Source organism: Arthrobacter sp. Y3223166 (genome assembly GCF_059090935.1).
This window is the reverse complement of the sequence record NZ_JBNHGE010000003.1, coordinates 24,840-42,531: the sequence shown is the minus strand read 5'-3', so window position 1 is coordinate 42,531 and position 17,692 is coordinate 24,840. Positions and strand designations below refer to the sequence as shown.

At 68.2% G+C, this 17,692-nt stretch carries 16 protein-coding genes; 4 read left to right on the top strand and 12 right to left on the bottom strand.

What is annotated here, in order from left to right; all coding sequences use genetic code 11:
- Positions 1-5 precede the first annotated feature (5 nt).
- The 3 genes from AC5RUH_RS02815 to leuA form a co-directional block, all read right to left on the bottom strand.
- Positions 6-806, bottom strand: a complete 801-nt coding sequence (locus tag AC5RUH_RS02815; protein WP_494025930.1) for an isoprenyl transferase — start codon at positions 804-806, stop codon at positions 6-8.
- Positions 803-1,555 (bottom strand): DNA repair protein RecO, encoded by a 753-nt coding sequence (gene recO, locus AC5RUH_RS02810; protein ID WP_494023061.1) that lies wholly within the window; start codon positions 1,553-1,555, stop codon positions 803-805. Before recO ends, AC5RUH_RS02815 begins: the two co-directional genes overlap by 4 nt.
- A gap of 68 nt (positions 1,556-1,623) precedes the next feature.
- Positions 1,624-3,375 (bottom strand): 2-isopropylmalate synthase, encoded by a 1,752-nt coding sequence (gene leuA, locus AC5RUH_RS02805; protein WP_494023060.1) that lies wholly within the window; start codon positions 3,373-3,375, stop codon positions 1,624-1,626.
- A gap of 211 nt (positions 3,376-3,586) precedes the next feature.
- Here leuA and AC5RUH_RS02800 point away from each other — a divergent pair, with 211 nt between their 5' ends.
- Positions 3,587-5,527 (top strand): M13 family metallopeptidase, encoded by a 1,941-nt coding sequence (locus AC5RUH_RS02800; protein WP_494025931.1) that lies wholly within the window; start codon positions 3,587-3,589, stop codon positions 5,525-5,527.
- Between the two features lie 6 nt (positions 5,528-5,533).
- Here the strand turns inward: AC5RUH_RS02800 and AC5RUH_RS02795 are convergent, their stop codons facing one another.
- The 5 genes from AC5RUH_RS02795 to AC5RUH_RS02775 form a co-directional block, all read right to left on the bottom strand.
- Positions 5,534-7,222, bottom strand: a complete 1,689-nt coding sequence (locus tag AC5RUH_RS02795) for an LCP family protein (protein ID WP_494075024.1) — start codon at positions 7,220-7,222, stop codon at positions 5,534-5,536.
- 115 nt (positions 7,223-7,337) lie between these two features.
- Positions 7,338-8,279: a GTPase Era gene (gene era, locus AC5RUH_RS02790; RefSeq protein WP_494023308.1), complete on the bottom strand. Its 942-nt coding sequence runs from the start codon at positions 8,277-8,279 to the stop codon at positions 7,338-7,340.
- A gap of 50 nt (positions 8,280-8,329) precedes the next feature.
- On the bottom strand, positions 8,330-9,664 hold the full coding sequence (locus tag AC5RUH_RS02785) for a hemolysin family protein (protein ID WP_494076061.1): 1,335 nt from the start codon (positions 9,662-9,664) through the stop codon (positions 8,330-8,332).
- A gap of 9 nt (positions 9,665-9,673) precedes the next feature.
- The gene (gene ybeY, locus AC5RUH_RS02780) at positions 9,674-10,147 is read right to left on the bottom strand and encodes an rRNA maturation RNase YbeY (RefSeq protein WP_493978405.1); all 474 of its coding nucleotides are present in this window, start codon (positions 10,145-10,147) and stop codon (positions 9,674-9,676) included.
- Positions 10,144-11,250, bottom strand: a complete 1,107-nt coding sequence (locus AC5RUH_RS02775) for a PhoH family protein (RefSeq protein WP_494014134.1) — start codon at positions 11,248-11,250, stop codon at positions 10,144-10,146. The genes ybeY and AC5RUH_RS02775 overlap by 4 nt, the downstream gene beginning before the upstream one ends.
- A 278-nt stretch (positions 11,251-11,528) precedes the next feature.
- Here AC5RUH_RS02775 and AC5RUH_RS02770 point away from each other — a divergent pair, with 278 nt between their 5' ends.
- Positions 11,529-12,530: a GerMN domain-containing protein gene (locus AC5RUH_RS02770; RefSeq protein WP_494014019.1), complete on the top strand. Its 1,002-nt coding sequence runs from the start codon at positions 11,529-11,531 to the stop codon at positions 12,528-12,530.
- Positions 12,531-12,553: 23 nt separating this feature from the next.
- On the opposite strand, the gene AC5RUH_RS02765 is transcribed toward AC5RUH_RS02770, so the two are convergent.
- From AC5RUH_RS02765 to hrcA, 3 genes are all read right to left on the bottom strand, one after another.
- A complete protein-coding gene (locus AC5RUH_RS02765; RefSeq protein ID WP_494075023.1) occupies positions 12,554-13,381 on the bottom strand; it encodes a 16S rRNA (uracil(1498)-N(3))-methyltransferase in 828 nt (275 codons plus the stop codon).
- Between the two features lie 2 nt (positions 13,382-13,383).
- On the bottom strand, positions 13,384-14,517 hold the full coding sequence (gene dnaJ / locus AC5RUH_RS02760) for a molecular chaperone DnaJ (RefSeq protein WP_494026062.1): 1,134 nt from the start codon (positions 14,515-14,517) through the stop codon (positions 13,384-13,386).
- Positions 14,518-14,590: 73 nt separating this feature from the next.
- Positions 14,591-15,604 (bottom strand): heat-inducible transcriptional repressor HrcA, encoded by a 1,014-nt coding sequence (gene hrcA, locus AC5RUH_RS02755; RefSeq protein ID WP_494025935.1) that lies wholly within the window; start codon positions 15,602-15,604, stop codon positions 14,591-14,593.
- A 146-nt stretch (positions 15,605-15,750) separates the two neighbouring features.
- Between hrcA and AC5RUH_RS02750 the strand changes: the two genes are divergently transcribed.
- Positions 15,751-16,593 (top strand): DUF3097 family protein, encoded by an 843-nt coding sequence (locus tag AC5RUH_RS02750; protein WP_494075022.1) that lies wholly within the window; start codon positions 15,751-15,753, stop codon positions 16,591-16,593.
- Positions 16,594-16,702: 109 nt separating this feature from the next.
- Positions 16,703-17,125 carry a DUF4870 domain-containing protein gene (locus AC5RUH_RS02745; protein WP_494014022.1) on the top strand — a complete coding sequence of 141 codons (423 nt, stop codon included), beginning with the start codon at positions 16,703-16,705 and terminating at the stop codon, positions 17,123-17,125.
- A 79-nt stretch (positions 17,126-17,204) separates the two neighbouring features.
- On the opposite strand, the gene AC5RUH_RS02740 is transcribed toward AC5RUH_RS02745, so the two are convergent.
- Positions 17,205-17,690 (bottom strand): DUF4188 domain-containing protein, encoded by a 486-nt coding sequence (locus AC5RUH_RS02740; RefSeq protein WP_494025936.1) that lies wholly within the window; start codon positions 17,688-17,690, stop codon positions 17,205-17,207.
- Positions 17,691-17,692: the final 2 nt, after the last annotated feature.

The window sequence follows — 17,692 nt, the reverse complement described above, 5'->3', positions numbered from 1 at the left end:
ACCGGCTAGGCCCCGCCGGCCGCGGCGGCGTCCACCGCTCCCCCGTACCGCCGGTCGCGGCGGGCGTAAATGTCGATGGCTTCCCAAAGGGTGCGGCGGTCCACATCGGGCCAGAGGGTATCCATGAACACCATCTCCGCATACGCGGACTGCCACAGCATGAAGTTGGAGAAACGCTGCTCCCCCGACGTCCGCAGGAACAGGTCGACGTCCGGCAGGTCCGGCTCGTCGAGGTAGCGCTGCACGGTCTTTTCCGAGACCGACGACGCCCGCAGCCGTCCGGCCGCAACGTCGGCGGCGATGGCGGCGGCGGCATCGGCAATTTCCGCCCTCCCGCCGTAGTTCACGCACATGGTCAGGGTGCAGGTGGAGTTTCCGGCCGTCTGTCGCTCGGCGACCTCCAGTTCGTTGACCACCGACTTCCACAACCGGGGCCGGCGGCCGGACCAGCGGATCCGCACCCCCCAATCGTCGAGCTGGTCGCGCTGGCGGCGCAGCACATCCCGGCTAAAGCCCATCAGGAAGCGGACCTCTTCCGGGGACCGCTTCCAGTTCTCGGTGGAAAAGGCATACACGCTGACGTGTTTGACCCCGATTTCGATCGCGCCGGCCATCACGTCCAGCAGGGCCGCTTCCCCGGCGCGGTGCCCCTCGGTCCGCGGCAGCCCGCGCTGGTTCGCCCAGCGGCCGTTGCCGTCCATCACGATGGCCACGTGTTCCGGGACCAGCGCCGGAGGCAGGGCGGGCGGTTTGGCGCCGGAGGGATGCGGCCATGGCTGCTGCGGTTGCCGGGAAATCGGGGTCACACTCGCTCCACATGCTTGAGGGATTTCAGGGTTCGTTCAAGGTGCCACTGCAGGTAACTGGCCACTAGGCCGGCGGCCTCACGGCGCGGGCCGGCGGCGGAGGCGTCCGCTGCCGGCCAGTCTCCGGAGAGCAGGGCGGCGAGCAGCTGCATCGTTTCCGGTGCGGGCGAGGCCGACCCGGGCGGACGGCAGTCGTGGCATACCGCGCCGCCCAGCGGAGCGGCAAAGGCGGTATGCGGCCCCTGGGCGCCGCACCGGGCACACTGGTCGAAGCTCGGGGCCCAGCCCGCCGTCGCAAGCGCCCGCAGCAGGTAGGAATCCAGGATCAGCTCGGGCGCGTGCACGCTGCGGCTGAGCGCCGAGAGCGCGCCGATGACCAGCCCGTACTGCGCTCCTGCCGATTCGCCGTCGACGTCGGTGAGTTTTTCCGCCGTCTCGCAGATGGCGGCGGCGGAGGTGTACTTGGTGTAGTCGGCGGCGATGTCCCGCCCGTACGGCCCGACCATCTGGGCCTGCGTAACGATGTCCAGGCTCCGGCCGGAGACCAGCTGCAGGTCCGCGACCATGAAGGGTTCCAGCACCGCGCCGAACTTGCTGCTGGTGCGGCGCACGCCTTTGGCAACCGCCCGGATCTGGCCGTGCTGCCTGGTGAGCAGCGTGATGATCCGGTCGGCCTCGCCGAGTTTGTGGGTCCGCAGGATGACGCCCTGGTCCCGGTACGTGCGGGAGGCGAAGGATCTGTTGGACACCGTCCCATTCTCCCACTAAAGCGGGCTCCCCCGCCGCGGCACGGCAGGGAAGCCCGCTGGACGGTTCCCTAGAGCGAGCCGGCGGCCTTGGCGCCTTCGTCGCGGATGGCGCGGTTCACCGCGGACACGACGGCTTTCAGGGAGGCCATGGTGGTGTTCGTGTCAATGCCGATGCCCCACAGCACCCGGTCGCCCACGGCACACTCCACGTAGGCGGCGGCCCGGGCGTTGCCGCCCTCGGAGAGCGCGTGCTCGGTGTAGTCCAGTACCCGCACATCCACGCCGTCCTGCCGGAAAATTTCCAGCAGCGCGGCGATCGGGCCGTTGCCTTCGGCCGTGCGGCGGCTCTGGACGCCGTCCACGCCCATGGTGGCGGTCAGCTGGAAGGAACCGTCATCGGCGCTGTCGGTCTTGACGGATCCCAGGGTGTAGTGGCCCCACCGGTTGTCCGGGGTCGGCAGGTACTCGTCGGTGAAGGTCTCCCACAGCTGCGCGGGGCTGACCTCGCCGCCCACGGTGTCCGTGCGCCGCTGGATGACGCCCGAGAACTCGATCTGGGCGCGGCGCGGCAGGTCCAGGTTGTGCTCGTGCTTGAGCAGGTAGGCCACGCCGCCCTTGCCGGACTGCGAGTTCACCCGGATCACGGCTTCATAGCTGCGGCCCAGGTCCTTCGGATCGACCGGCAGGTAGGGCACCGCCCAGACGAGTTCGTCCACCGTCTTGCCCTGGGCGTCCGCGTCGGCCTCCATGGCCTCGAAGCCCTTCTTGATGGCGTCCTGGTGGGAGCCGGAGAATGCGGTGAACACCAGGTCGCCGCCGTACGGGGAGCGTTCGGGCACCGGCAGCTGGTTGCAGTATTCGACGGTGCGGCGCACTTCGTCGATGTTGGAGAAATCGATCATCGGGTCGATGCCCTGGCTGAACAGGTTCAGCCCCAGCGTCACCAGGTCCACGTTGCCGGTCCGCTCGCCGTTGCCGAACAGGCAGCCCTCGATCCGGTCGGCGCCGGCCAGGTAGCCCAGTTCCGCCGCCGCCACCCCGGTGCCGCGGTCGTTGTGCGGGTGCAGGGAGAGGATCACGTTCTCGCGGTTGTTCAGGTTCCGCGACATCCACTCGATGGAATCGGCGTAGACATTCGGGGTGGCCATCTCCACCGTGGCCGGCAGGTTCAGGATGACGTTCCGGTCGGCGGAGATCTCGAAGACGTCGGTGACGGCGTTGCAAATGCGGGCCGCGAATTCCAGTTCCGTGCCGGTGTAGGACTCGGGCGAGTATTCGTAGGTGATCTCGGTGCCCTTCAGGCCCTCTTCATACTTCCGGCACAGCCGGGCGCCCTGCAAGGCGATGTCCACGATGCCGTCCTGGTCTTCCCGGAACACCACCCGCCGCTGCAGCACGGAGGTGGAGTTGTACAGGTGCACGATGGCGCGGCCGGCGCCGGCGATGGACTCGTAGGTGCGCTCGATCAGGTGCTCGCGGGACTGCGTGAGGACCTGGATGGTCACATCATCGGGGATCCGGTCGCCTTCGATCAGCTGGCGGACAAAGTCGAAGTCGGTCTGCGATGCGGACGGGAAACCGACTTCGATCTCCTTGTAGCCCATTTTCACCAGCAGGTCGAACATCTTGTGCTTGCGTTCGGGGCTCATCGGATCGATCAGCGCCTGGTTCCCGTCGCGCAGGTCCACGGCGCACCAGCGCGGGGCCTTCGTCATCACTTTGTCCGGCCAGGTGCGGTCGGGCAGTTCTACGGCGATCTGGTCCTGGAAGGGAATGTACTTATGGATGGGCATTCCGGAGGACTTTTGTGCGTTTCGCATTTTGGTGTGTGGCCTTTTCTCATGTGAGCTAATCGAAAAATTTTGGCCGGGCAACACAAACTCCGCAGCGAGGGTTCGGCCTGTCAAACAGTAGTTCGCGTGGCCTCGCCGCGGCAGCTAAGAAGGAGCATTCCTGCGCGCACAATTTCACACTAGCACGGTGCGTAGGATGTGAGGGAATAGATGAAAGCAACGAAGAAATGAGGCGCACATGAGCCGCTCCGGCATCGTGTTGTCCAACGTCGACCCGGCCGTCCGCCCGCAGGACGACCTCTTCCGGCACGTGAACGGGAAGTGGCTGGCGGAGACCGCCATACCCGACGACCGGGCGCTGGAAGGCTCCTTCACGGCCCTGCGCGACGCATCCGAAGAATCCGTGCGGGCCATCATCGAAGACGCCGCCGCGCACCCGGATCCCACCAGCCCGGCGGGTAAGATCGGCGTCCTCTACGCCGGTTTCATGGACACCGACACGGCCGAGGCCAAGGGCTTCTCGCCGCTGGCGGAGCAGTTCGCCGCGATCGCGAAGATTTCCGACCGGGACGGGCTGCGCGAGGCCATCGGGGCCTTCAGCCGCAGCGGCGCCGCGTATCCGCTCGCGTTCTTCGTCAACAACGACGCCGGCGACCCCACCCGCTACCTGATCTACCTGTACCAGGCGGGACTGGGCCTGCCGGACGAGGCGTACTACCGCGAGGACGACTTCGGCCCCATCCGCGAGGCCTACCGGGACTACGCCCGGAAGATGCTGCAACTGGCCGGCTTCGACCCGGTGCAGGCGGACGCGGCACTGGATCTGGAGCACAAGCTGGCGGCCGGCCACATGGACAAGGTCTCCTGCCGCGACCCGCAGCAGACCTACAACCTGCGCACCGCCGGGCAGGTGGCCGCCATGGCGGACTGGATGCCTGACTGGCTGGCGGCACTGGGCCCCGAAGCGGGCGGCGCGGCCGAGCTGGTGGTCTGCCAGCCCGGGTTCCTCGGCACGCTCGACGCCCTGTTGGACAGCGAGCCGCTGGAGGCCTGGCAGGCCTGGCTGCGGCTCCACGTGCTGACGACGGCGGCGCCTTATCTTCACGACGAAGCGGTCCAGACGCACTTCGGCTTCTACGGCCGCACCCTCAGCGGCACCCCGGAACTCAAGGAGCGGTGGAAGCGCGGCGTGTCCCTGGTGGAAGGCGCCCTCGGGGAGGCCATCGGGCAGGAATACGTGGCGCGGCATTTCCCGCCGGCGCATAAGGAACGGATGGAAGAACTGGTCGCCAACCTGCTGGCCGCCTACCGGGAGAGCATCTCCGCCCTGCCGTGGCTCAGCAGCGCAACGATCGGGAAAGCGCTGGAGAAGCTGGCGGCCTTCCGCACCAAGATCGGCTACCCGGAGAAGTGGATCGACTACTCCGCCTTCGTGCCCGGGAACGATGTCTGGTCCAACGTCCTCGCCTCCAACGAGTTCGAGGTCCGGCGCAACCTGGCGAAGCTGGGTAAGCCCATCGACGAGGCCGAGTGGCACATGACGCCGCAGACCGTCAACGCCTACTACATGCCGACGATGAACGAGATCGTCTTCCCCGCGGCGATCCTGCAGCCGCCCTTCTTCGACGCCGACGCCGACGCCGCGGCGAACTACGGCGCCATCGGTGCGGTCATCGGCCACGAGATCGGCCACGGCTTCGACGACAAGGGATCGCAGTACGACGGCACCGGCGCGCTGCGGAACTGGTGGTCCGACGAGGACCGGGCCGCCTTCGAGCGGCTCACCGGCCAGCTGGTGGCCCAATACTCGGCGCTCAGTCCGGCGGAGGCTCCCGGCAACACGGTCAATGGCGAACTCACCCTGGGCGAGAACATCGGCGACCTCGGCGGGCTGGCCATCGCGTACCGCGCGTACCGGCTGAGCCTGGCGGGCCGGGAAGCCCCGGTGATTGACGGGCTGAGCGGCAGCCAGCGGTTCTTCTACTCCTGGGCCGAGTGCTGGCGGCAGAAGATCCGTTCGGAGGAGGCGGCGCGCCGGCTGGCGATCGACCCGCATGCCCCGAACGAGTTCCGCTGCAACCAGGTGGTGCGCAACCTGGACGCGTTCCACGAAGCGTTCGGCACCGCTCCGGGCGACGGGCTGTGGCTCGACCCGGCCGAGCGGGTCAGGATCTGGTAGCGGCTGCTAGAAGGCGCCGGGCTGCTGGCAGGTGACCTGGTCGGCGGTCTGGCCCTTGAAGCCGCCGGCCACGCCGCCGGTCTCGGCCAGTTGCGTACCGCTGGCGAAGTCCCGACCGACCGAAAGCGCGACGCCGTAGTGGTCGCCGGAGGCGAGGACGTTGGCCCGGGGGACGTTCAGTTCTTCCGCGAGGGAGAGGGCCACGTGTTCGAATCCGGCCGAGTAGAACAGCTGCGTGGTGGTGCGTTCGGATCCGCCGTCGCCCGGGGCCGCCAGCAGGTACCCCAGCGCCTGCAGCTGTTCGGCCAGTTCCTCGTCGCGGCCGGCCGCGCCGGAGGCGTTGATTACCTCGACGGGCTGCACGGCCGGGTCGAAGGACGGCACGCCGGCCGTCGGGTCCCCGCCCGGCGCGGTCGTCGCCCCGGCCGTCGGCCCGCCGTCGTCGGTTGCCGTCGGGGACGGGGTGCCGCCGCCCGAGGCGCCGGCCGCGGGTTCTCCGCCGGCCTCCCCCGTCGTCGTCGGGTCGGGCGACCCGGCGGTGTTGACCTCCGGTGCGGTGACGTCGCCGTCCTGGCGCAGGATCCGGAACAGGGCCTGTCCCGGTTCCTCGTCCAAGACCAGGCGGTTCTCGTCCATGGGGGCGCTCTTAGTGGGCAGCGCGACGAACGCGACCTTCCCCAGGTCAACGCTCTTGACCCGGTCGGCCAGGGCCAGCAGCCGGGAAACCTCGGCCAGGCCTTCGTCCACCGTGAGGTTGTTGACCACGGCCTCGGCGATGGAGTAGAGGCGGGGCACGTTGGTCAGCGTGCCTTCGGACTGGATCTTGCGGGCCATGGACGCCAGGAAGCTCTGCTGCGCACGGATCCGGCCGCGGTCTCCGCCGTCGCCGAAGGAGTGCCGGGTGCGCAGGAACGCCAGCGCCTGCTCGCCCTGCACGGTGCTCACGCCGGCCGGGAGCCGCAGCTTGGAGTAGGTGTCATTAATGGGCTCGTTGACGCAGACTTCCACGCCGCCGATCACCGTGGAGAGCTCCTTGACGGCGTTGAAGTCGGCCATCATGAAGTGGTCTATCTCCAGGCCTGTCATTTCGTTGACGGCCGCCACGGTGCAGCCGGGGCCGCCATAGGTCAGGGCGGCATTGAGCTGGGCTTCCTGCTGCTCCGGGTACACCTCGCCGGTCTCCGGATCGGTGCAGGTGGGGATGGTGGTGAGCAGGTCGCGCGGCAGGCTGACGACGGTGACCCGCTCCCGGTCCGCGGACAGGTTCATCAGCATCATCACGTCCGATTTGCCGAAGCCGGCCGACGAGCCGTCCGAGCCGTACCGGCCGTCGCTGCCGGCGCGTGTGTCGGTACCCAGGATGAGGATCTGCACGGGATCACGGCTCAGGTCCACCGGCAGCCCTTGGGCGCCGGTGCCCAGGTTCAGCGGCGAGGTGCTGATGCTGTCGCGCAGGCCCACGATTTTGAACACCACGACGCCCACACCGGCCGCCAGGGCCAGCGCCAGCGCGCCCGCCACGACCTTCAGCCACAGCAGTTTGGGCCCGCGGCCCATGTGCCTCGGATTGGCGGCCCGCGCCTGCGCGCGCCGCGGCGCGCCGCCGGCCGGTGACCGCGGGGCGGGATCCTGCCCCGCGGACGGCTGTCCCGTCGGGGTCTGCGGGTCATCACCGGAACTGCCGCGATGATCCACGGGATACCCCTCTGCACGGTTGTAAGCCAGATAAAAAAGACGCGGCCAGCCCATCACTGGCCGCTAAGTATTCTACGGGTTGCGGCCGGGGAAAGTTCCCGGCGGCGCCGGAGGCTCAGAAACCGAGCCGCACCAGCTGCTTGGGGTCGCGCTGCCAGTCCTTGGCTATTTTTACGTGCAGGTCAAGGTAGACGCGGGTGCCCAGGAGGCCCTCGATCCCCTTGCGCGCGCGGGTGCCGACGTCGCGGAGCCTCTCCCCGCCCTTGCCGATGATGATGGCCTTCTGCGACGGACGTTCCACGAAGAGGTTCACCCGGACATCCAGCAGCGGGTTGTCGGCGCTGCGGCCTTCGCGCGGAACGATCTCCTCGACCACCACGGCCAGCGAGTGGGGCAGTTCGTCGCGTACCCCCTCCAGCGCCGCCTCCCGGACCAGTTCGGCCACCATCACGGCTTCGGGTTCGTCCGTGAGCTCTCCGTCGGGATAGAGCGGCGGCGACAGCGGCATCTGCCGGACCAGCACATCGGCGACCGTTTGGACCTGGTCTCCCTTGGCGGCGGAAACCGGCACGATGTCGGCGAAGCCGTCCGGGCCGAAGATCTCCGCGCCCAGTGCCGCGACCGCCAGCAGCTGCTCGGCCAGCGCCTGCTTGTCCATCAGGTCCGTCTTGGTTACCAGTGCCACCACGGGCTTGCCGGACAGGGCGGCCAGCTGGTTGGCAATGAAGCGGTCGCCGGGGCCGATCTTCTCGTTGGCCGGCAGGCAGAAGCCGATCGCGTCCACTTCGGCAAGCGTGTCCGCCACGAGGTCGTTCAGCCGCTGCCCCAGCAGGGTCCGGGGCCGGTGCAGGCCGGGAGTGTCCACCAGCACTAGCTGGGCATCCGGCCGGTGCACGATGCCGCGGATGGTGTGCCGCGTGGTCTGCGGTTTGGCGGAGGTGATGGCCACCTTCTGCCCGACCAGCGCGTTGGTCAGCGTGGACTTGCCCGCGTTCGGGCGGCCCACCAGCGACACGAAACCGGCGCGGTAGTCCTTGGGCCAGCCGCTGGACGGCATGGCCACGGCCTTGTCGGTGCTGTTGGCGCCGGTGGCGTTTTCGGGGTTGGTCATCGTTCCCTCTCCGTCCCGGGCATCCGGGCGGGGTCATCGGCGGCGGCAGCGCCGTCGTCGTTGGCGTACTGGTCCCGGGCGGGCGCTTCGTACCAGGCCAGGACATGGCTGACGCGGTTGCGCCGGCCCTCCAGCCGTTCGGCGCGCAGGTGCAGGCCGTCCAGCTCCACTTCGCTGCCGACGATCGGCACCCGGCCGAGGCTTTTGGCCAGCAGCCCGCCGACGGTGTCCACTTCTTCGTCGTCAAGCTCCAGATTGAACAGTTCGCCGACGTCGTCGATACCGGTGCGCGCGCTGACCCGGTACAGGCCGTCCGGCAGCGCCTCGATTTCGGGGCGCTCGGTGTCGTATTCGTCGACGATTTCGCCGACGATCTCCTCGATGAGGTCCTCCAGCGTGACCAGGCCGGCGGTGCCGCCGTATTCGTCGATCACGATGGCCACGTGCGTGGACTCGCGCTGCATTTCCTGCAGCAGCTCGCCGACCGACTTCGACTCGGGCACGTACCGGACCTCGCGGCAGATCTGGTCCACCAGCATGCCGGCGCCGTGGTCCTCCCGGCCGTGGATCCGGGCGGCCACGTCCTTCAGGTAGACGATGCCGCGGATCTGGTCCGCGGTGTCCATGATCACGGGGATCCGTGAATAGCCAGACTGCAGGAACAGCGTCATGGCCTCCTGCAGGGTGGAGCCGGAGTCGATGCTGAGCATGTCCGTGCGCGGCACCATCACCGCCCGGACCTTGGTATCGCCCAGCTCGAAGACGGAGTGGATCAGTTCCGCCTCGGTGTCCTCGATCATGTCGGACTCGTTGGCCCGGTCCACGAGTTCGCGGAACTCCTCTTCGGTGAAGAAGGCCGCGTCGGCGCGGGGCGCGTTAGGGGCCACCGCGCTGCCCAAACGGACCAGCCATTGGGGCACGGGACCGAGGATCGAGCACAGCAGCCTGACCAGCAAGGCGGTGGAAAGCACGACGGCGCCGGCGTGCATCCGGCCCAGTTGCCGCGGGGAGACCCCGACCAGCACGAACCCGACGGCGGCCATGGTGACGGTGGCCAGCAGTCCGGCCAGCCAGATGTTGTCCAGCAGGTCGTGGAACAGCAGGGCGATGGCGACGGCGGCTGCCATCTCGAACCAGACGCGCCAGAAACGCAGCCCGTGCATGTGGGCCGCCGGCGAGGCCAGGATGAGGCGCAGGCTGCGGCTCCGCCCGGAACGCAGCAGGTTTTCGGCGTCGTGGCGCGGCAGGTAGGTAAAGGCGGCCTCGGCGGCGGTCAGCACCCCGGCGAACAGCGTGAAAGCCAGCGTCATGGCGGCGAGTATCCAGAGCATCGCCGGGCTCTACAGGGTGGTTTCGGTGGGGGCTGCCTTGCCGGTGAAGGAGGACAGCAACTGGCGCTGCAGGCCGAACATCTCTTCCTTCTCGGCCGGCTCGGCGTGGTCGAAACCGAGCAAATGCAGGATGCCGTGCGTGGTCAGCAGCAGCATTTCGTCCAACAGGCCGTGGCCGGCCTTCTTTGCCTGCTCCTGCGCCACCTGCGGGCAGATCACGATGTCGCCCAGCACGCCGGGCGGGCCCGGCTTCATCGCGGTGCCGGGACGCAGTTCGTCCATCGGGAAGGACAGCACGTCGGTGGCGCCCGGCTCGTCCATCCACTCGATGTGAAGCCGCTCCATCGCTTCGGTGTCGACCATGATGATGGACAGTTCCGCCTCCGGATGGACGTAGAGCGAGTCCAGCACGAACCGTGCCAGCCGCACCAGCTCTTCCTCGTTGGCGGCGACGGCCGATTCGTTGTTGACCTCGATGCTCATGCTCGATCCTCCGGGCCGGCTTCCACGTCCGTCTTCCGCCTGGCCGCGGGTGCGCGGCGCGGTCCCCGGCCGCCGTCTGAGCGGCGCGACTCGTCCCGGCCGCCCTCGCCGCGGCGGGACTCGTCCCAGCGGCTGTACGCCGTCACGATGTCGCTGACCAGCCGGTGGCGGACCACGTCGGTGGCGTCCAGCCGGGAGAAGCGGACGTCCTCCACGCCGTCGAGTATTTCGCTGACGATCTTCAGGCCCGAGCTGGTGCCGCCGGGCAGGTCGATCTGCGTCACGTCCCCGGTCACGACCATCTTGGAACCGAAGCCCAGCCGGGTGAGGAACATCTTCATCTGTTCCGGGGTCGTGTTCTGCGCCTCGTCCAAAATGATGAACGCGTCGTTGAGCGTGCGCCCGCGCATGTAGGCCAGCGGCGCCACCTCAATGGTGCCCGCGGCCATCAGGCGCGGAATCGATTCCGGGTCCATCATGTCGTGCAGGGCGTCGTAGAGCGGGCGCAGGTACGGGTCGATCTTGTCGCTGAGCGTGCCGGGCAGGAAGCCCAGCCGCTCCCCCGCCTCGACGGCGGGTCGGGTCAGGATGATGCGGTTGACCTCTTTGTGCTGCAGGGCCTGGACCGCCTTGGCCATCGCCAGGTAGGTCTTGCCGGTGCCCGCGGGGCCGATGCCGAACACCACGGTGTGGTTGTCGATGGCTTCGACGTAGTTCTTCTGGTTCAGGGTCTTGGGCCGGATGTTGCGGCCGCGCGAGGAGAGGATGTTCAGGGTCAGGACTTCTGCCGGCCGCTGCGCCGACTGTTCGCCGAGCATGCGCAGCAGCTGGGCGACCACCTGCGCGGTGATCCTCGTATCCTTCGCTGCCAGGGCGCGGATCTCTTCCACCACGTTGAGCGTGAGCTGCACCGCGTCGGCGGGGCCGGTGATTGAAAGTTCGTTGCCGCGTACATGCAGGTCCACATCGCTGAACTCCGACTCGATGACCCGCAGCACCTCGTCGTGGGCGCCGAGCGCCCTGACCATGTGTTCCGACGAATCGAAATGGACGGAACGGCTGCTTGATCCCAGCGGATCGACATCCAGGCGTGATTGGGACATAGTCCGGCCGATGTGGCCTTTCATCGCTCCTTCGGTGGGCGCTTGCTGGCGGTAACCGGAAATGGATCCGGTCCCGACGGTACACGTCCATGCTACGGCACGAGCCGCCGCACAGTCCTCTGCGGGCACGAAAAACGCCTTGGTATCGATCCTGCATCAATCCTGCATCAGTCCGGTTGAGCGCCGGTTAAAGCAGCCATCAGCCCCCCTCCCGTATGCCAAGCTAGTGAGGCAGGAAAGGCGGCAGCAGCCCTTTTCGGCCCACAAAAACCCGGTCATTGCCAACGTCAGAAGGGATCGAAAGCATCACCAGCAACCAGCTCCGGCAGCCTGCAGGCTCGGTCCCAACACGCCGCTTCGGTGCGTGGTTGGCCCTGGTCACTGCCTCATCGCTGGTGCTGCTCGGATGCTCGCCGCAGGCCGCCGGCGGTGGCGGAGGCGGACAGACCTCCATGCCCAACCCCACCGACCCCGCTTCGGCCAGCAGCCCCCTGGTCTCCAGCGTGCCGGTCGAGACCCTGCGCTCCTCGGAGCTCTCCCCCGTCTATTGGCTGGGCACCAACGCCGGGAACGTGTTCCTGTACCGCGAATACCGCCAGGCGGAGAACCTGGGTGATCCCATTACGACGGCGGTGGCCGCGCTGACGCGGCTGCAGCCCTTGGATCCGGACTACTTCAATCCGCTCAGCCCGGCGAGCAAGGTGGGCGCCTCCATCACCAACGGGTCGGTCATCACGCTGGACATTTCCTCGGACGCGTTCAGCCGCCGCGTGGATGCCGGCATCGCCGAACGGGCCGTGCAGCAACTGGTCTTCACCGCCACGGCCGCGGCGGCGAACGCCGGGCTGAGCACGTCGGACGATCCGCTGGAAGTGGTCATCCTGGTGGACGGACATCACGGTTACGAAGCCTTTGGCCATGTGCCGCTGGGCCAGCCGATGGGCCGGAACAGCAGTCTGGCGGCCCCGGTATGGATCATTGATCCGGCCGACGGTGCCACCGCCGCCGGACGCGTGGAGGTGTTCGGCCGCGGCGTCGCGTACGAATCGGAACTGAGCTGGCAGATTTTCCGCCTGGCCGGCTCCGACGACACGTCCGAAGGCGACCTGGTCAAGGACGGCACGGCCCTCGTTGATGCCGACAGCGGGCAGATCGGCGAGTTCCGGTTCAGCCAGAAGCTGGACCCGGGCACCTACCGGCTGTACGTGTTCCAAAAGGACCAGGACGGGCGGACCGACGAACGGCAGAATGCGGACAGCAAGGTCTTCACCATCACCTAGGCCAGTGCTGCTGACCGACGTGGTCAGTGCCAGCGGCCCAGCAACTCGCTGAGCAAGGTCAAGGCGGCGGGTCCGGCCGTGGAGGACCGCAGGACGTGCGGCCCCAGCCGCACGGCCACCGCCCCGGCGTCGAGCATCGCCTCCACTTCGGCCTGGCTCATCCCGCCTTCGGGGCCCACGATCATCAGCACGCGCCCCGCGCCGCCGGTACGGGCATCGGGCAAGGCAGCGCCGCCGCCGTTTCCGCCGCGCTCCCCGACGGAGGAGCCGGCACCCAACCCGGCCCCCTCCACGGCGTCGGCCACAGTGCCTGCGGCGTCCTCGTGCAGCAGCAGCGAGAGCCTGCTGTCCCGGATCAGGGCACAGAGCCCGGCCCGTTCCACCAGCGGCTCCACCTCCGGAACGCGGGCACGCCGCGACTGCTTGGCGGCCGCGCGGACCGCCAGCTGCCATTTCGCCGCGCCCTTGGCCGCCTTGTCCGCCTTCCAGCGCACGATGCTGCGTTCGGCCTGCCACGGCACCACGGCATCGACGCCCAGTTCGGTGGCCGCCTCGATGGCAAGTTCGTCGCGGTTTCCCTTGGCCAGCGCCTGCACCAGCACCAACTCCGGGTCGGGCCGCGGCTCCTGCAGGATCCGGAGCGCGCGGACGGTGAGCTGGCCTGAGGTGCCGGCAACGGCCTCCCCTACCAGCCGCCGGCCCCGCCCGTCGGCCAGATCGACGGCTTCACCCGGTTCGATCCGCTTGACCGTGACGGCGTGCCGCGCCTCGTCCCCGGCCAGGGTGAAGCTGTCGCCCGGAGCAACGTCGTCGAGCTCGCCCGGAGCTGTGAAAAACAGGTGGCTGGTCACGCCTAGAGGTTACCGAGCCGGTCCCGCAGGCGGGCAAAGACGCCCGTGCCGGAGGACGCCAGCTTGCCCTCGGTGTATTCCTCGCCGCGGGCACTGGCGAGCCGGCGCAGCAGGTCCTCCTGCTCCGCATCCAGCTTGCTGGGAGTCTCCACATGCACGTGCACCTGCAGGTCGCCGCGACCGTAGCCGCGCAGGTGGGTCACGCCCAGGCCGCGCAGGGTGAGGGTCTCGCCCGCCTGCGTGCCGGGCTTGATGCTGACTTCCTGTTCGCCGTCGAAGGTGTCCAGTGTAAGGTCGGTGCCCAGCGCGGCGGCGGTCATCGGCACCGAGAGCGTGACGTGCAGGTCGTCGCCCTCGCGGATGAAGTTCTTGTCCGGGTTCACGCGGATTTCCACATACAGGTCGCCCTGCGGGCCGCCGGCGGGGCCCGCTTCGCCCTGGCCGGCCAGCTGGATCCGCGTTCCGGTCCCGACGCCCGCCGGGAGCTTGATGGTCAGCGAACGCCGGCTGCGGACGCGGCCCTCACCGTTGCACTCGTTGCAGGGGTCGGGAATGACCGTGCCGAAGCCCTGGCAGCTGCCGCACGCGGCAGTGGTCATGACCTGGCCCAGGATGGACCGCACCGCACGCTGGACCTGGCCGGAACCGCCGCAGATGTCGCAGGTGCGCGGGCTGGTGCCGGGGCGGCAGCAACTGCCGTCGCAGGTGGGGCAGACAACGGCGGTGTCCACTTCGATTTTCTTGTTGACGCCGAAGACCGCGTCCTTGAGGTCGATCCGCACGTTGATCAGGGCGTCCTGGCCGCGGCGGGTCCGGGAGGCCGGACCGGCGCCGCCCGCTCCGGCGCCGCCGAAGAAGCTTTCGAAGATGTCCTGGAAGGCGAACCCGGACCCGGAGAAGCCGCCGCCGAAGCCGGTGTCGTTGCCGTTCTCGTTGCCGGTGGTGTCGTAGATGCGCCGCTTCTGCGGGTCGGACAGCACCTCGTACGCGTGGCTGACCTGCTTGAACTGTTCGGCTGCCTCCGGGCCGGGGTTCACGTCCGGATGCAGCTTGCGGGCCAGCTTGCGGTAGGCCTTCTTGATTTCCTCGGTGGAGGCGTCCTGGCTGACACCGAGGGCGTCGTAGTGGTTACTCACCTTGTAGTACTTCACTTCCTGGGGATCGGTTCACCGGCGCCGACGGCCGGTGCGGACACTGCGCGGCGTGTGGCTAGCCGGCGAGGATCCGTGACAAATAACGTGCGACGGCGCGGACCGCGGCCATGGTGGTGGGATAGTCCATCCGGGTGGGGCCGAGGATGCCGACCTTGGCCGTCGCGCCCGGGCCGTATCCGGTGGCCACCACGGAGGTTTCGGCCAGCGAACCGTAGGGGTTTTCGCTGCCGATGCTCACCGACATGCCACGCGCGTCCTGATGCAGTTCGGAGAGCAACTGCAGCAGCACCACTTGTTCTTCAAGAGCCTCGAGGATGGGACCGATGCTCAGCTGGAAGTCGACCGTGGAACGGGCCAGGTTGGCCGTGCCGGCCATCAGGATCCGCTCCTCGTTCGTGGCCGCGGCAAGCTGCGAAAGCTGCGACGCCAGGGCCTCGGCCGTGCCCGCCGGCCCCGCCTGCGGCGGCACCGGGGAGGTCTTCAGCAGCCCCGGCACTGCCGCCAGCGGCTTCCCGGACAGCACCGACAGGAATGCCGTGCGCAGCGTGGCCAGGGCATCCTCGGTGACGTCCGCCGGAAGCGCCGCGACATGCTGCTCCACCTTGCCGTTGTCCGCGATCAGCACGACCAGGGCCCTTTTGGGAGCCAGCAGGATGAACTCGATGTGCCGCACCTTGGCAGCACCCAGCTGGGGATACTGGATGACGGCCACCTGGTTGGTCAACTGGGACAGCAGCCGCACGGTGCGTTCCATGACATCGTCAAGGTCGTCGGCGCCTTCCAGCAGTTTCTGGATGGCGCGGCGCTCGGGGGCAGAGAGCGGCTTGACGTCCGAAATCCGGTCCACGAACAGGCGGTAGCCCTTGTCCGTGGGAATCCGGCCGGCACTGGTGTGCGGGGCGACGATCAGCCCCTCTTCCTCCAGCGCCGCCATGTCGTTGCGGATCGTGGCTGACGATACGCCCAGGCTGTGCCGGTCGACCAGTGCCTTGGAGCCCACCGGCTCACGCGAGTGCACATAGTCTTCGACAATGGCGCGGAGCACTTCCAGCCTCCGGACCTCGCTCACTGCACTCCTCCTGTCTCCAACTCGTCTGCGGACAGACCGTTAGCACTCAACACGTCCAAGTGCTAAGTCTAATACGTCGCCGCCGTTGTTAGCATTGTCGGGCGGCCGTGCCGTGAGGACGACAACCAGCAGAGGACTTAAATTTTATGAGCAGCTACGGCTGGGGCCCCCAGGATCTCACCGCCCCCAAGGCCCGGGCACTGCGCGAAATCGGCGCCGAACCGGGATTGGTGCTCGAGGACGCACAGAGCGGGTGGGTCGGCGCCGTCGACCGGGTGGAGAAGTCCGGCGGTGTGCATCTGGTGTCGCTGGAAGACCGCCGGGGCAAGGTCCGCTCGTTTCCGCTGGGTTTCGGCTTCCTCTTCGAGGGCGAGCCGGTGAAGGTGGTGCCGGCGGCGCCCGCGGCGAAGGCTCCCGTCCGGCAACGGACGGCCTCCGGTTCGGTCAAGGTCGAGGGGCAGCGGGCCAGGGTAGCGCGGGCCAGCCGGATCTGGGTCGAAGGCAAGCATGACGCCGAACTCGTGGAGAAGGTCTGGGGAGACGACCTCCGGGTAGAGGGGATCGTGGTCGAACCCCTGCACGGCGTGGACGATTTGGCAGCGGCCGTGGCGGACTTCTCCCCCGGCCCGCAGCGCAGGCTCGGCATCCTGGTGGACCACCTGGTCCCCAACTCCAAGGAGTGGCGGATAGCCGAGGCCGCCATGGCCGTGCCCGCGGCGGCGGGCAACGTACTGATTGTGGGCCACCCCTATGTCGACGTGTGGCAGGCCATTAAACCGGCGGTCATCGGCCGGTCCGCGTGGCCGGTGGTTCCGCGCGGCACCGATTGGAAGACCGGCATCCTCGCCGGCCTCGGCTGGCCGCACCGGACCCAGATAGACATCGCCGACGGCTGGAAGAGGCTGCTGGGCAGTGTTAACACCTATGCCGACCTGGAGCCCAGTCTCTTGGGCCGGGTGGAAGAAGTCATCGATTTCCTGACGGTTTGAGCCGGTTCCGTCGGGCGCCCCCGCCCGCGGAATGCACCGGGAGACGGGCTGGAACAGCTAGGCTAGGAACAGAAGTGAGCCGTCAGAAGATTTTCCGAAGGTAGGTCCAGTGTCCGAGAACTCTGCTCGTCAGCAGCAGCCGGAGCGCAAGTCCGCTCCGCGCCAGCAGTACCAGAGCGCGTCGGCGTCCGCTTTGCCCCTGACCCCTTCGGAGGACCGGCAATGGGCCACCATGGCGCACTTCGGCGGCATCCTGGGTTGCTTCCCGTCGCTGGCGATCTACCTGATCTTCAAGGACCGGGGTCCCTTTACCGCCCAGGAGTCCAAAGAGGCCCTGAACTTCACGGTTCCGCCCACGGCGGTGGCCATCATTGCGAACCTGCTGATCCTCATCCCGGCGGTCAGCGGACTCTTTGCCGTCATCGCGGCCGCCATCTGGGTCTTCCTCACGGTTTATTCCGTCATCGCCGGCGTCAAGTGCAACCGCGGCGTTCCCTACCGGTACGCCTACAACCTGCGCCTGTTTCGGTAGATCTGACATCCGGCCCCCACAGCCGCTCCGTTAGCGCTGCCGTTCCGTCAGCGCTGCGGCCTCCTACAGTGCCGCCCTCCTACCCTGCCTGCCGCGAGAACCGCTGGCGGGCGGTGTTCATCCCCGCCGCGATCGGCACGTGGGCGGTCGCCGCGGCCAGGCCGAAGCGCGGCATGTCGCTGTAGACACTCTCCCGGCCCCCCGGCACCGTCTCGTACGTTTCGTGCCACACACCGACGTCCCCGCTGCCGGCCGATTCGCGCATGAACCGCCGCCAGGGTTCCAGGTGCGGCGCCGAGCGGTCGGACGCGAACCGCTGCAGGTGTTCCGGGCTCTTCCAGTAGCTGAGCATGATCGTGGTGCGCCCGAACCATTGGTGGAAGCCCAGCAGGCCGGCCTCCGGCGATGCCGCCAGGTGCGCCAGCATCGCCGGCATCGCCGACGCGGTGCGCGCCACCTTGCCGATCTTCCACCAGCGGTTCGCCCGCATCCCGATGAGGAAAACCGTGACGCGCTCGACTCCCGGATCGGCTGTGAACCGTCCTGTGTGTACGTGTTCAGACATGA